The 13,923-nt window shown below is 38.0% G+C and carries 12 protein-coding genes and 1 tRNA gene; 2 read left to right on the top strand and 11 right to left on the bottom strand.

Annotation, left to right across the window (positions count from 1 at the left end; all coding sequences use genetic code 11):
* Positions 1-220 precede the first annotated feature (220 nt).
* Positions 221-2,989, bottom strand: coding sequence for a DNA polymerase I (gene polA, locus QJV27_RS08510; protein ID WP_281448506.1), 2,769 nt, complete (start codon positions 2,987-2,989; stop codon positions 221-223).
* Positions 2,990-3,009: 20 nt separating this feature from the next.
* Complete coding sequence (locus QJV27_RS08515; RefSeq protein WP_281448507.1) at positions 3,010-3,222, bottom strand: zinc-finger domain-containing protein; 213 nt, start codon at positions 3,220-3,222, stop codon at positions 3,010-3,012.
* A gap of 74 nt (positions 3,223-3,296) precedes the next feature.
* On the opposite strand from QJV27_RS08515, the gene QJV27_RS08520 reads away from it, so the two are divergent.
* Positions 3,297-4,409 (top strand): alpha/beta fold hydrolase, encoded by a 1,113-nt coding sequence (locus QJV27_RS08520; RefSeq protein WP_281448508.1) that lies wholly within the window; start codon positions 3,297-3,299, stop codon positions 4,407-4,409.
* Positions 4,410-4,884: 475 nt separating this feature from the next.
* Here QJV27_RS08520 and QJV27_RS08525 read toward each other — a convergent pair whose 3' ends face one another.
* From QJV27_RS08525 to QJV27_RS08555, 7 genes are all read right to left on the bottom strand, one after another.
* Positions 4,885-6,198 carry a sulfate adenylyltransferase subunit 1 gene (locus QJV27_RS08525; RefSeq protein ID WP_281448509.1) on the bottom strand — a complete coding sequence of 438 codons (1,314 nt, stop codon included), beginning with the start codon at positions 6,196-6,198 and terminating at the stop codon, positions 4,885-4,887.
* 38 nt (positions 6,199-6,236) lie between these two features.
* The gene (gene cysD / locus QJV27_RS08530; RefSeq protein ID WP_281448510.1) at positions 6,237-7,151 is read right to left on the bottom strand and encodes a sulfate adenylyltransferase subunit CysD; all 915 of its coding nucleotides are present in this window, start codon (positions 7,149-7,151) and stop codon (positions 6,237-6,239) included.
* Positions 7,152-7,191: 40 nt separating this feature from the next.
* A complete protein-coding gene (locus tag QJV27_RS08535) occupies positions 7,192-7,950 on the bottom strand; it encodes a phosphoadenylyl-sulfate reductase (protein ID WP_281448511.1) in 759 nt (252 codons plus the stop codon).
* Positions 7,951-8,655: 705 nt separating this feature from the next.
* Entirely contained in the window at positions 8,656-9,636 is a 981-nt protein-coding gene (locus QJV27_RS08540) for a sulfate/molybdate ABC transporter ATP-binding protein (RefSeq protein WP_281448512.1), read from the bottom strand.
* Between the two features lie 2 nt (positions 9,637-9,638).
* Complete coding sequence (gene cysW, locus QJV27_RS08545) at positions 9,639-10,478, bottom strand: sulfate ABC transporter permease subunit CysW (RefSeq protein ID WP_281448513.1); 840 nt, start codon at positions 10,476-10,478, stop codon at positions 9,639-9,641.
* Positions 10,478-11,344, bottom strand: a complete 867-nt coding sequence (gene cysT / locus QJV27_RS08550; RefSeq protein WP_281448514.1) for a sulfate ABC transporter permease subunit CysT — start codon at positions 11,342-11,344, stop codon at positions 10,478-10,480. The genes cysW and cysT overlap by 1 nt, the downstream gene beginning before the upstream one ends.
* Before the next feature lie 23 nt (positions 11,345-11,367).
* Complete coding sequence (locus QJV27_RS08555) at positions 11,368-12,399, bottom strand: sulfate ABC transporter substrate-binding protein (RefSeq protein WP_281448515.1); 1,032 nt, start codon at positions 12,397-12,399, stop codon at positions 11,368-11,370.
* A gap of 261 nt (positions 12,400-12,660) precedes the next feature.
* On the opposite strand from QJV27_RS08555, the gene QJV27_RS08560 reads away from it, so the two are divergent.
* Complete coding sequence (locus tag QJV27_RS08560; RefSeq protein WP_281448516.1) at positions 12,661-12,846, top strand: hypothetical protein; 186 nt, start codon at positions 12,661-12,663, stop codon at positions 12,844-12,846.
* 284 nt (positions 12,847-13,130) lie between these two features.
* On the opposite strand, the gene QJV27_RS08565 is transcribed toward QJV27_RS08560, so the two are convergent.
* Positions 13,131-13,207 (bottom strand) — tRNA-Arg (locus QJV27_RS08565).
* 92 nt (positions 13,208-13,299) lie between these two features.
* Positions 13,300-13,917, bottom strand: coding sequence for a trimeric intracellular cation channel family protein (locus tag QJV27_RS08570; protein ID WP_281448517.1), 618 nt, complete (start codon positions 13,915-13,917; stop codon positions 13,300-13,302).
* Positions 13,918-13,923: the final 6 nt, after the last annotated feature.

Below are 13,923 nucleotides of genomic sequence, written 5' to 3' on the forward strand. Positions count from 1 at the left end.
TTAAAGTATAGGACTGCCAAAAGGTTTTTGACTGATGAAAGTTGCAGATAAATTATTTAGTCCTGGCGGTTGGGCAAAAGGAATAATACGATAAGTTCCAACCACGTTTTGACATGATTTGGCGTTGGTGTAAGATAGGTTAATAAGAAAAAATATTATCGTACATATTATAACTTTTTCATTAAATATAATCTGTTTATTTATGGTTATAGTTTTTATTTTAATGGGCCTCTGACCAGTTTTTACCAATACCAGCTTCGACCACTAATGGAATGGACAAAGTAACTGCTTTTTCCATAATTGTTTTTGCTAAAGAAACCAGTTCTTGTGCTTCTTCTTCTTTAACTTCGAATAACAATTCATCATGTACTTGGACCAACATTTTTGCGTGTAATCCATGGTCTTTGATGGCTTTGTTCATATCCAGCATTGCATGTTTAATGATATCTGCTGCCCCACCTTGTAGAGGGGCGTTAATGGCTTGACGTTCAGCATAGGCACGTAAGGGGCCCTTAGCAGTTTGGATCCCTGGGATCCAGCATTTGCGACCAAATGGGGTCAGGACATAGCCCTTTTCCTTGGCCTCTTCTTGTGTATTTTGCATATATGCCTTAATTTCTGGATAACGAGCGAAATAAGTATCAATATATTTTTTTGCCATTGCTGCAGAAACACCAAGTTGCTTTCCCAAGCCAAAAGCACTAATTCCATAAATGATCCCAAAATTAATGGCTTTTGCTTGCCTACGTACTAATGGGGCCATCCCCTCAATGGGGATGTTAAAGACTTCAGAGGCTGTTCTGGCGTGAATATCTTCGGCTTGAATAAACGACTCTTTTAGTTGGGGAATATCGGCGACATGGGCTAATAAACGTAATTCAATTTGTGAATAATCTGCAGAAACCAATACATGACCTGGGGCTGCAATAAAGGCCTCTCGTATTTTTCCACCTTCTTCGCTGCGGATTGGAATATTTTGTAGATTTGGATCGGTAGATGATAAACGCCCTGTAACCGTTCCTACCATATTAAAGCTGGTGTGAACGCGGTTGGTTTGTGGGTTGATTCGATCAATTAATGCATCGGTATAAGTCGATTTTAATTTGGCCAATTGCCGCCATGCCAAAATTTTATCTGCAATTACGTGACCTTTGTCGCTAAGATCTTGTAAAACTTTGGAATCGGTTCCCCATGCTCCTGTTTTCATACGTTTGCCACCAGGCAGGCCCATATCATCGAACAAGATCTCACCAAGCTGTTTAGGAGAAGCCAAATTAAATTCTTTTCCTGTCATTTCTTGGATTTCTTGTTCTTGAACCATCATTTTTTGGCTAAATTCTTCTGACAAAGATTTCAATAGTTCAGGATTGATAAGAATTCCATCTTGTTCCATCTGGGTTAAAATTTGGATTAATGGACGTTCGATTTGTTCATATAGACTTAGGACTTTTAAAGATCGTAATTCTGGGCGCAGGATTTGCCATAACCGCAGGGTTACATCAGCATCTTCTGCAGCATACTCGGTAGCTTTATCGATGGCAACTTGTGTAAAAGAGATCCGTTTGCGTCCTGTGCCTGTTAAGCTGTCATAAGAAATCGTGTCATGATTTAAATGGATTTGAGAAAGCTCATCCATATTATGACGATGCTTACCTGAGGACTGGACGTAAGAGATCATCATCGTATCGTCATAAGGCGTAGGCAGTGCAAATCCATTATGTTGCAATACCAAAAAATCGTATTTTGCATTATGGAAGATTTTTAAAACGGATGGATCTGTAAAAAGCGGATTGAATGCTTCAATCAAATCTTTAAGGGGCAGTTGATTAGGGCATAAAGTACCATCGTCTTGCTGATGCGCAATGGGAATATAACACGCTGTACCAGGGGCAGTGGCCATGGAAATACCCGTGATTGTTGCTTGGACCGCATCTAGACTGTTGGTTTCGGTATCAATAGCACAATAATGGGTTTCTTGGGCTTGATTAATCCAGTGTTGTAATTGTGATAACGTTGTGACGGTTTCGTAATTTAAATAATTTGACCCCAAAATATCACTATGATCAGCAGGCTGCTCTGATTTATGTTCGGTAGGTGTCTGAGACGGCGTTGAGATTTGGGCCTTGGTATATCGTGCTAAGATAGAGCGAAACCCACGTTGTTGTAACCATTCAATTAAGGGCTCTGATTCCCCATGACAACATCCCAGCTCGTCAATAGGGGTGGGTAAGGGGAGATCATCTTTTAATTGAACCAGTTTATAAGAAATTCGCGCATCTTCTTGATGATTTTCCAGATTTTCACGACGTTTTGAGGGCTTCATGGTGGGGATTGCCGCCAATACCCCCTCCAAACTACCATATTCGTTTATTAAGGATGCTGCGGTTTTAGGACCAATTCCAGGAACACCAGGAACATTATCAACAGCGTCTCCCATTAACGCCTGTAAAGAAACCATATCCTTTGGTTTAACACCAAATTTTTCAAAAACAGCATCAGCACGAATATATCTTTCTTTGATGGGATCTTGCATACAAACATGATCGTTAATTAGCTGCATTAAATCCTTGTCTGAAGAAATAATAGTACATTGTCCACCCGCTTGAACCATTGCTTTGGCATAACTGGCAATTAAGTCATCTGCCTCCCATCCTTCTTGCTCAATGGTGGGCAGACCCAGCAGGCGTGATGCCTCTTTAACCAAAGCGAACTGCGGAATAAGTTCTGGTGGTGGTGGTGGTCTTTGTGCTTTATAAGCAGGATAAATTTCATTTCTGAATGTTTTTCTACCAGCATCAAAGATGACGGCCATGTGGCTAGCTTTACGATCACGAATAAGCTTCATCATCATATTCGTAAATCCATAGACAGCATTAACAGGCGTGCCAGAGGGATCCGTCATTAGGGGAATACCGTGAAAAGCACGAAAGATGAATCCCGATCCATCGACCAAGATAAGATGTTTTTCTTCAGAAGCGTGTGAGGACATGAATTTCTATAAAATGTTAATTAATTGTCAGCAGTATCTTTAAAGATAAACGTTTTAGAGCAATAAGGACAGATTGCTTGGCCGTTTTTAAGTTTTAAAAAAACACGTGGATGACCAAGGGCCGCATTTTGTGTGTTTCCTTCGCATGAGACGGTTTTTGAAAGCGTATAGACAGTTTCAATATAACCTCGTTGTGAAGGATTGGGTGAAGTTGTATTTTGATCGGTTTTCATAAAAATATCCTTGTTTATTGTCAAAAGAACCGTCATTACTGAACAAAGATGTTACTATCAGTATTGAGTGCCCCATGAAAATCTTCAATAAGTCTTTTTTAACACATTTCTATCGCACATGTTTATCTTTTATAATGGGATGTGGTTTTTTTAATAGTCATCATAACACCGCCTATGCGGAAACAAAAAATACTATTGAAATTCCCAGACAGTCGGCATCAGATCCTTATGCAAAATTTAAGCAGTTTGTTCCTGCTAGTGAGTGGTTAAATTTGTCTGATGGGGCAAAAATTCCAGTACGTGTTTGGCAAGCCTACCCTCAAAAGGCAATTATTTTGGCATTACACGGATTTAACGATAGTCGTGATGCATGGGAAGATTCTGCCTCTTATTTCCTTGCACAGGGGATCAGTCTTTATTCTCCTGATCAACGCGGGTTCGGAGAGGCACCATTAAGGGGGGGATGGGCTGGACATCGTCGTATGGTTGATGATGTTATAGAAGAAATCACCATTTTAAAACAACGCTTCCCCAATACGCCTCTTTATTTAATGGGGGAAAGTATGGGCGGGGCTGTGTTAATGTGTCTGGCAGCGCGCGCGGATGCTCCCAAAGTGAATGGATATATTTTATTAGCCCCTGCCGTATGGGGATCCAAACAAATTGGAGTTGTTGGGAATATTTCTTTGCGTTTTTTGAATTTAGTGGCGCCAAATTGGCGACTGAGTGGGCGTAAAGTGCCTGTTAAAATCGTGGCAAGTGATAATAATGAATCCCTGATGCGATTATATTTTGATCCATTATCCTTGCATAAAACAAAAATCGGCGCTTTGTACGGGTTGGTTCGATTAATGGATCAAGCTGTCAAAGCCAGTTCGCAAATCAAAGTCCCGACTTTGGTATTATATGGTGATAATGATCAATTGGTCCCTGCTGCTGCGATGTATCGGGTTTGGAAACAATTTCCAAAACAAGTGCGTAAAGATTATGTCCCTGGTGGGTATCATTTACTTTTGCGCGACCAAAATCGTAAAGTGGTTGCAGAGGATATTATCAGTTGGATCCAAAATTCTGATCAGTGGTTACCGTCTGGTGGGGATGTTGCTGCTTCGGCGTGGATGTCAGTCAAAGGTAAAGGAAAGGTTCCTTTTTATATGCCCAGCCAAGTGGACAATATAGCGAATTAATTGATAAATATTGAAAATTTTTATTGAAAAATATTTTCTCTTTTATTGTGATTTTTAAACACAACAAAGCTCTTTTTACATAAAATTTTTTATATAGGACATAGTGACGGGATTAAAGGTGGGTGCATTATATAATCATTTTATCAATAATACATTGATTATAATTAGAATTTATATTTATGAGATTGTCAATGTCCTTACATCGACATAGCAGCCATTTTTTTGCTAGCGATATAATGCAAATGTAAAAATTAATTCAGTGATCGTTTGTGGCAATATCAAAGCGGCGATGAAGGTATAAATATAAAGAATAAAAGGGCTTTCAATTCAATGTAATTAGCACAGATATGCATACGCTATGATTTGTATAATTGTTTGCCCTAAATAAATTTACTTTTGCATCATAAGTAATCTGAACAACAGAAAAACTTAGTTTTTTCAATCTTCCCTCGATATGCAAGGGAAGATTTTTTTATTATTTAAATAAAACAGCCCCTGCAGTGCGATTAGTCGCAGTATCGACAAGGATTGCAGCACCAACGTCTTTGGCATCATTATAAGGCAATATAGGAATGGGTTGCTGTAAAATCAAAGACACTTCACCAATTCCATTTTTTTCTATATTTTCAGCAAGTTCTGTTTCCAACGTATGTATATTTAGGTGGTAATTAACAGCAGCTACCTTGGTTTTAATCCAACGATGTCCGTGTTTTAACCAATAAGCACGCCCAACAATCAATGGCTCATCATCCAACCAGGCCAAGGTTGCCTTGGCTTCTTTATGTTGATTATTCGCTGGGGGAGTAATGAGCCAATCACCACGGGAAATATCAATTTCTTGATCAAGAACTAGTCCAACAGACGTTCCTGTCGATGCTGTTTGTAATTCTTCTTGTAATGCATTGGCAAAGATCTTACTTACTTTTGCTTTGGCACCAGAGGGTTGGACCACCAGTTCGTCGCCAGTTTTAACAGATCCTGCAGCAATTCTGCCCCAAAAGATACGACGCCCATGTTGGGTAGATGACCCATCATAAGTATCCTGTAACTTTTGAACAAACTGAACAGGAAAGTGAAAAGCTTGCGTGCTAGAGGCGGTATGAGAAGGAAGTTTTGTTAAGGCTTCTAATAAACTGGGACCATGATAAACTTTTTCGCAAAGAATATTGCCATTTTTGTCAGTATTGCGGGTAATAATATTCAACCCTTTTAGGGCTGAAATCGGGATAATATCTGTAATCGTAATATTGGCTTGTTGACTAAATTTTTCCAACGCGCGTTTAACATTGATAAATGCCGTGTCTGGGTCTTTAATTGCATCTAGTTTATTAATTGCAAAAAGAATGGAAGGTACTTTTAATAAATTGGCTAATAAAGTATGGCGGCGTGTTTGTGGAAGCAATTCAACGTTTTCGGCCTCCCAATTTAATTTTGTCACATCAACCAAAATAACTGCTGCATCACTGCTGCTGGCCGCTGTTACCATATTACGTGTATATTGTTCATGTCCTGGAGCATCGGCAATAATGAATTTCCGGTCTGGTGTCGTAAAATAACGATAAGCAACATCGATGGTAATACCTTGTTCGCGTTCTGCCTGCAATCCATCGGTCAGTCTTGCTAAATCGTAAGATTCATCATCTGACAATTTATGCTGAATGCCAGAAAGCTGATCGGCAAGAATGGCTTTACTGTCCAACAACAAGCGCCCAATCAGGGTACTTTTCCCATCGTCGACACTGCCAGCGGTTAGAAATTTTAGGGTGTGTTTATTTTGTAAAGATGACATGTTTTGTTTCCTCGGATTAAAATGGTGACAGTGTGAACTTAGAAATAACCTTCTAGTTTACGTTTCTCCATAGATGCTTCAGAGGTTTGATCATCCATACGGGTTGCGCCGCGTTCGCTTATGGTAACAGCAGCAGTTTCTTTGACGATGTCACTGGCATTTGCAGCAGTGCTTTCAATTGGACAAGTGCAGGTCATATCGCCAACAGTACGAAAACGGACGGTACGGGTTTCAACAGTCTCGCCTTCAACGGGTGGGGTGACCTCTGTAACGGGCACCAACAGTCCCTTGCGTGGAATAATCTGACGCTGATGTGCATAATATAAGTTTGGTAAAGGGATTTCTTCTTGTTCTATGTATTTCCATACATCGAATTCCGTCCAGTTTGAGATTGGGAAAACGCGAAAATTCTCATCTGGCAAAATACGTGTATTAAAAATATTCCATAACTCTGGACGTTGTGCCTTGGGTTGCCATTGACCAAAAGAATCACGATGAGAGAAAATACGTTCTTTAGCACGGGCTTTTTCTTCGTCGCGTCTTGCCCCACCTAATAAGGCATCAAAGCGGAATTCTTCAATAGCCTCTAACAACGTGACAGATTGGTGCGGATTACGGCTTTCTAGGGGGTGGCTCAGTCGAACGGTCCCGCGTTTCATGGAATCCTCGACACTGCGGACAATTAATTTAGCATTTAGTTCTTTGGCTCTACGATCACGAAATTCAATAACTTCCGGAAAATTATGTCCTGTATCAATCATTAACAAAGGAAATGGAAATTGGCCCTGCCCAAACGCTTTTTCAGCAAGGCGCAACATAACGCAGGAGTCCTTTCCCCCAGAAAAAAGTAAGGCAGGGCGTTCAAATGATCCTGCGACTTCTCTCATGATAAAGATTGATTCCTCTTCTAAATCCGACAGAGGGGTATAGGTGTTTGGTGTATGAGAAGTCATAAAATTTCCCTTAATATTATTCAAATACGTAATTCATTTACTATTTTGTAGGTCTATTTGATAAAGGTGATGCTTCATGCACATGCAGCCCACATTCCTTGGCGCCATCTTGTTCCCACCACCACCGTCCTGCGCGGAAATCTTCACCCAAAGCAATGGCACGGGTGCAAGGCTCACATCCGATACTGACATAAAATTCATCGTGTAATTGGTTATAAGGGACGTTATTTTCTTTGATATAATACCAAACATCCCCAATCGTCCAATCTAATAAAGGATTTATTTTGACCTTGGGCTGCGTGGCATCGCTTGGGTTTTCTTGTTCAATAACTTGCAAATTAGCTCTAAAGTTTGATTGTTCTTTTCGTAGGCCAGTAATCCAAGCTTCGTGCCCTTTTAAAAGCGATTTTAGAGGAACAAGCTTGCGAATATGGCAGCATTCCTTACGCAACTCAACGGATCGAAATATTGCGTCTTCACCGTGTTTTTGGTTATATTCAGTGACTTGTTCTGGATCTGGATAATAAGTTTTGATTTCTATGTTATAAAAAGATTCTGCTTTTTCTTTTAAATCCAATGTTTCTTTATGTAATTTTTTTGTATCCAACATGGCTACAGTAATCGGCAGATTCAAACGACGAATTATGTCGGTGATCAGCATATCTTCGACCCCAAGGCTGGTGGCCTGTACAATAGGTTTGTAGTTTTGCACGGCTTGGCGCAGAATCTCCTGTGTTTCAAGGAGTTTACGATCATATTGATCACTTGGATTCTTAGAATAAAGCTCGATTGGGGTCATTGAAATTTCACTTTTGAATAGGTTTGTTAACGAACGGAACGAGTGATATTAAAGAATAATCCATCTTTTAACCTTGAAGGAAGATCTACTAGGTATCGTGTGCATGATATACATGAAATATAAAAAATTTTAAACATTTTGTTTATGTACAAAATAAAGAACTAATGATAATAAATCAATAAAAATAGTATAATAATTTATATATCATTTTATTATGTATTTTATTGTAGTGTAGGTTTGTAAAATTTATTTAAACAAATCTTAGCAAAGTTCAATAGATGAAACTGAAAACGAATTATGCTAGATAAATGGAAAATTACACCATAGGTATAAAGTAAATAGCCAAGAAAAACTAAGAAGTATAAACATTCAAATATGATGGAAAATTAACCTAGAGGCAAAATACGCTTGTTTTAAATAACAGCTATCAACAATGAAGTGAAACGCGAATTATTATCTTTAAAGGTTTGAACGATTATAATTTGATCTTTTATAGATCAAATGGCCATTTAGCATAGTTGATGATGCTAAATAGAAATTTGTGGTGAAATAATTTTAAATAGGATCTTGATTATTCGGTAAAAGATAAGGCTTTATTACCCAGGGTATTTGTATAATATTTGATCTAATGTAATTTTCAAACAACTTTTATAATATTTACCGTTACAATCAAGGATCTTATTTGATTAATTCAGAAATTATTTTCTAGATTTCGAAATCCATAATAGGTTTGAAATAAACAGTATCCCCTTTAACCAGTTTATAAAGGTTCAACGTTGTGTTGGGAATATGTGCTTCAATTGTATAGGCTGTCTCTTGGGGTTGTAAAATAATTTTTGTCATGGCACCTAATGGGCGAATATCGATCGCTGTTGCTTGGAAATATCCCTGTTTAGGATCGTGAATACTGACCAAAATTTCATGTGGTCTAAACGTAAAGTTTCGTTCACCAATAGAGATATGATTGGATTCTCCAAGAAAGTGATAAACAAAGTCGTTTGCAGGTCCGTCCAGGATCTCTTTGGGGGAACCGATTTGTTCAATGTTCCCTTTATTCATAATTACCACCCTGTCGGCAATTTCCATGGCTTCTTCTTGGTCGTGGGTAACAAATATGCTGGTCAGTTGAATATCATGATGCAATTTAGAGAGCCATTGCCTTAATTCGCGTCGTACTTTCGTATCCAAAGCTGAAAAAGGTTCATCAAGTAATAAAACATGGGGATCGGTAGCCAGTGCCCTGGCCAGTGCTACGCGCTGACGTTGCCCGCCCGATAATTCGTCGGGATAACGATTGGCTAAATTGTCTAGCTGCACCATTTCAAGCAGATAAGTTGCTTTTTCCTTGATGGCTTGGGGGGATAACCGTTCTTTTTTTGGTTTCACACGTAATCCAAAAGAAATGTTATCTAATACAGTCATATGTTTAAACAAGGCAAAATGCTGAAAAACATATCCAATGTGACGGTCTCGAATGGTCTTATCGCTGATATCTTGGTCATTAAAAAAGATTTTCCCACTGCTGGGTTGTTCTAGTCCTGCAATAATACGAAGGAGACTGGTTTTTCCGCATCCAGAGGGGCCCAGTAAAGCAATTAATTCCCCCTTTTGTATGTCTAGGTTAATGTTTTGTAAGACATGGAAGTGATTAAAATATTTATTTAAATTTTGAATACGAATAGTCATAATTATTTCCTGATCTCGAGATTGACATTCGTCATTTTTCGTTCACACCATTGTCTTATGAATAAAATAATCACTGCCATCAATAAAAGAAGGATAGAAATACTAAATGCAGCTGTAGAATTATATTCATTATATAAAATCTCAATTTGCAGTGGCAACGTGTTGGTTAGTTTTTCAATATGTCCAGAAATAATCGAAACGGCACCAAATTCACCCATTGCTCTGGCTGTGCACATAACAACGCCATGTAATAATGCCCAACGGATATTGGGAAAAGTAACATACCAAAAGATTTGCCAACCGTTTGCCCCCAATAAACGCGCAGCCTCTTCTTCTTGATTTCCTTGTTCTTGCATCAAAGAGATTAGGGAGCGTGCAACAAAGGGAAATGTAACAAAAATGGTTGCTAAAACAATACCAGGAACAGCATAAATGATTTGTAGATGGTGACTGGTTAAGAAGGGATATAAAATACTTTGAGAGCCATAAAGTAGAGTATAAATTAAACCAACAATAATTGGAGAGATTGAGAAGGGTAAATCAATAAAGGTAATAAGTAAGTTCTTTCCTATGAAATCATATTTCGTTACACTCCATGCCGCCATAACGCCAAAAATACTGTTCAAAATTACGGACAACAACGTTGCTAATAAGGTTAATTTCAGGGCAGAAACTGCTATTGGATTTGAACACGTATCCCAGAAAAAAATCAATCCTTTGGACAAACCCTGAACCAAAATGATCGATAATGGGGCAACGAAAATAAGAATAAAAAGAACCCATGTTGTCGTGATTAAACTTATTCTTTTTAAAAATCTGTGTGTAAAAGATGTTGGTATCATTATGATCTCTTCTTGGTAAAATCACGGAAAGAGAAATGGGTAATAAACCAGATTAGGCGATGGGGCTTAATCCAACGCTGTGTAATATTGAAAATAAAAAGCATGCCAAAAGAAATAATAAGCATAAGCACACTTATAATCGTGGCTCCGACATAATCAAATTGATCTAATTTAGAAACAATAAGAATGGGGAGAATTTCTGTTTTATAAGGAATATTGGCGGCAATAAAAACAACTGATCCATATTCCCCCAGACTGCGAGCCATGGCCAATGAAAATCCTGTCAGCCAAGCTGGGAATAGCATTGGAAAAATAATATACAAGAAACTTTGCAATGGTGTTGCACCCAACGTTTTGGCAGCTTCTTCAACAGAAGCGGGGATGTCTTTGATAACGGGCTCAAGGGTGCGGATGGTAAAAGGAATAGTGACAAAAACTAAGGCAATAATAATTCCAAGGGGAGTATACGCAACTTTAAAGGGCAATACCGATCCTATTAACCCATTAGGTGCATAAAGCGTGGTCAAGGCGATCCCCGCAATAGCAGTGGGTAAGGCCAAAGGAAGATCAATCATTGAGTCTATGATTTTTTTACCAACGAAATTGTGGCGTGTTAACATCCATGCAAAAAAACTGCCAATTATGGAAGCACATAATGATGCACAAAAAGAGGTATATAATGACAATTTCAAAGCACTAAGTAGCTGACCATTTGTCAAAGTTGTCACTAATTGATGCCAGTGAATATGAGTGGTATATAGAATAAGTCCAGCCAAGGGAATTAGTACAATTAAGGAAAGCCAAGATAGCGTATATCCTAAACTGAGCCAAAATCCTGGTATTACAGAGTATTTAGAAAAAGACATCGCTTTCCTTTATTATCCAAAAATTAGTGGTTAATTTCACGCATCATCTGATCAAAGATCGCATTGTCCTTAAAAAATCTGTTATTTACTTGTTTCCATCCTTTAAATACTTTGTCAATAGTAATTAATTTTAAATCCTTGAATTTATCCTTAAACTTTAAGGCAATTTCTGGATTGCTAGGACGGTAATAGTTTTGTGCAGCCAAGGTTTGTCCTTCGTCACTGTATAGATACGTTAAATAAGCAGTGGCTACTGCCCTGGTACCTTTTTTGTCTACAATCTGATCAACAACAGCAACAGGTGGGGCGGCTAGAATGGAGGTTGAAGGGGTAATCAGTTCAAATTCTTCCTTAGAAGATTCATTTAGTGCCATATATGCCTCGTTTTCCCACGAGATTAAGACGTCCCCTAAACCACGTTGTATAAAACTAAGACTGGAAGAACGGGCCCCCGTATCTAAAATAGGGGCGTGTTGGTAAATTTGTTTTACAAATTGATAAGCTTTTTCATCACTGCCATATTTTTCCAAGGCATATGCCCAAGCAGCCAAAAAATTCCATCGTGCGACACCAGAGGTTTTTGGGTTTGGGGTAATAACCTGCACGCCTGGTTTTATTAAATCATCCCAATCATGAATTTGTTTAGGATTCCCTTTACGGACTAAAAATACGATTGTTGAAATATAGGGTGTGCTGTGATTAGGTAGTTTATTTTGCCAATTCGGATCAATAAGAGGTTGGTATTTGTTAATCGCATTAATATCACCTGATAATGCTAAGGTAACAACGTCAGCTTGCATACCATCAATGACAGATCGTGCTTGTTTGCCAGATGGTCCGTGGGATTCGTAGATAACGACCGTATCACCTGTTTTTTCTTTCCAATATTTTTGAAATGCTTTGTTATATTCGTGATAAAAAGCCCTGGTTGGATCGTAAGAGACATTCAAGAGTGTTATTGTTTTTGTATATCCAGATTGGATCATAAGAGAAAATAATACCCCAAGAAAAATAATAAATTTCCAAAGATAACGGGTTTGAAAAAAGGCAATCATAGGGGCTTTCTCTTAATTAATTAGGAAAAAAGTGACTGAAATCAAGATGATTAATGATTTTCAATATTCTATCGTATTTTAGAGTGTTTTAATAGAAAAAAATAATTAATACTATTTTTAATAGTTTATTAATATAGTGATATAATTTCTATCGATTCAAAAATTATTTCGACTACAAAACATATTGATTAAATATATTTGTTATGATATCGTTCTATCTGTTAGGTAGTTAATAATATTTTTTAGATAAGGATTGTTTGGATGTCTTTTGAAAAAGGTTCAATGCGTGAGTTATCCGCAGTTGAAGTGCAGGCTGTTTCAGGTGGTGCAGGCGGATTTTTAGGCGTTTTAGGGAGTGTTATAACTTTCTTATTAAATAACATTGGAAGTTTAGCTGCAATTAGGGAACAAGTTAAATATCGTTTCCCTCAATTAGGCCTAAAATAAGTTTACATACTAGTTTTTGTAATATTTGATGTTTTCTTAACCACAGTTCTATGCTGTGGTTTTTTTTGTTAAAAATATAAAATTTTAATACTATTTTCAGGGATGGTAAAACCATTCATTGCTGGTTCACGTAATCAATTGTGCGGCCACATCTTAGCCTATATGATTTTGTTTTACGAGTAAGTACAAAGAAACGTGTTTTTTAAATTTTATACGTATGCTTCCTGCAGTAAGAATGTAAGTGTTCAATTATAAATTGTTTGTTGGAAAAGAAGTTATTTCATTGGCGGACCCGACGAGATTCGAACTCACGACCTTCGCCTTCGGAGGGCGACGCTCTATCCAGCTGAGCTACGGGTCCCTATAGGATATGACTTAATACTATCTTCTTTATGAAATTTCTAGTTTTTCTTTTAAATTTTCTCAGAATAGTAGAAAATTGAGTTCAAACAGTTATTGCACTTGTTTGATTGAAGGCAGATTCCATTTAAATTTTAGTGATAATAATCGAATAGAGCTGCAAATAATGACCGCAAGCCACGGTGCAATGCCAGGATTGATAATGTTTTTATCCCCCAATAGCTGTATGACAGCCCCAATGATCGCAGCAGAGGCATATATTTCTTTGGTTAGAACCGAAGGTATGGTTGTGGTTAGGGTATCTCTTAAAATGCCCCCGCCAACTGCAGTAATAACACCTAAAATAATTGCGACTTCTGTATTCCCAGTAAAGATATAAGCCTTATGCGCGCCAAAAGAGGCAAAGAATCCGAGCCCTACAGCATCAAAAAATAGAGTTGGGTGGTTAAGACGTAATAACAAACGTTGAAAAAAGGCGCATAAGAAAACTGATAAGGTAATAATGAGTAAATATTCTAGGCTAATCATGCCTGCTGGCGGGAAAGAGCCAATACAAATATCTCTCAAAATTCCCCCGCCGCAGGCGGTAATAAATGAGATGACAAAGACACCAAAAATATCAAGATTACGGTTAATAGCCGCCAATGCGCCACTGATAGCAAAAGCTAGGGTACCAATTAAATCAATATAATGGAAAAAGTCGTAAGTCATGTGGTT

It is taken from the genome of Commensalibacter oyaizuii (genome assembly GCF_029953265.1).
Lineage (GTDB): Bacteria > Pseudomonadota > Alphaproteobacteria > Acetobacterales > Acetobacteraceae > Commensalibacter > Commensalibacter oyaizuii.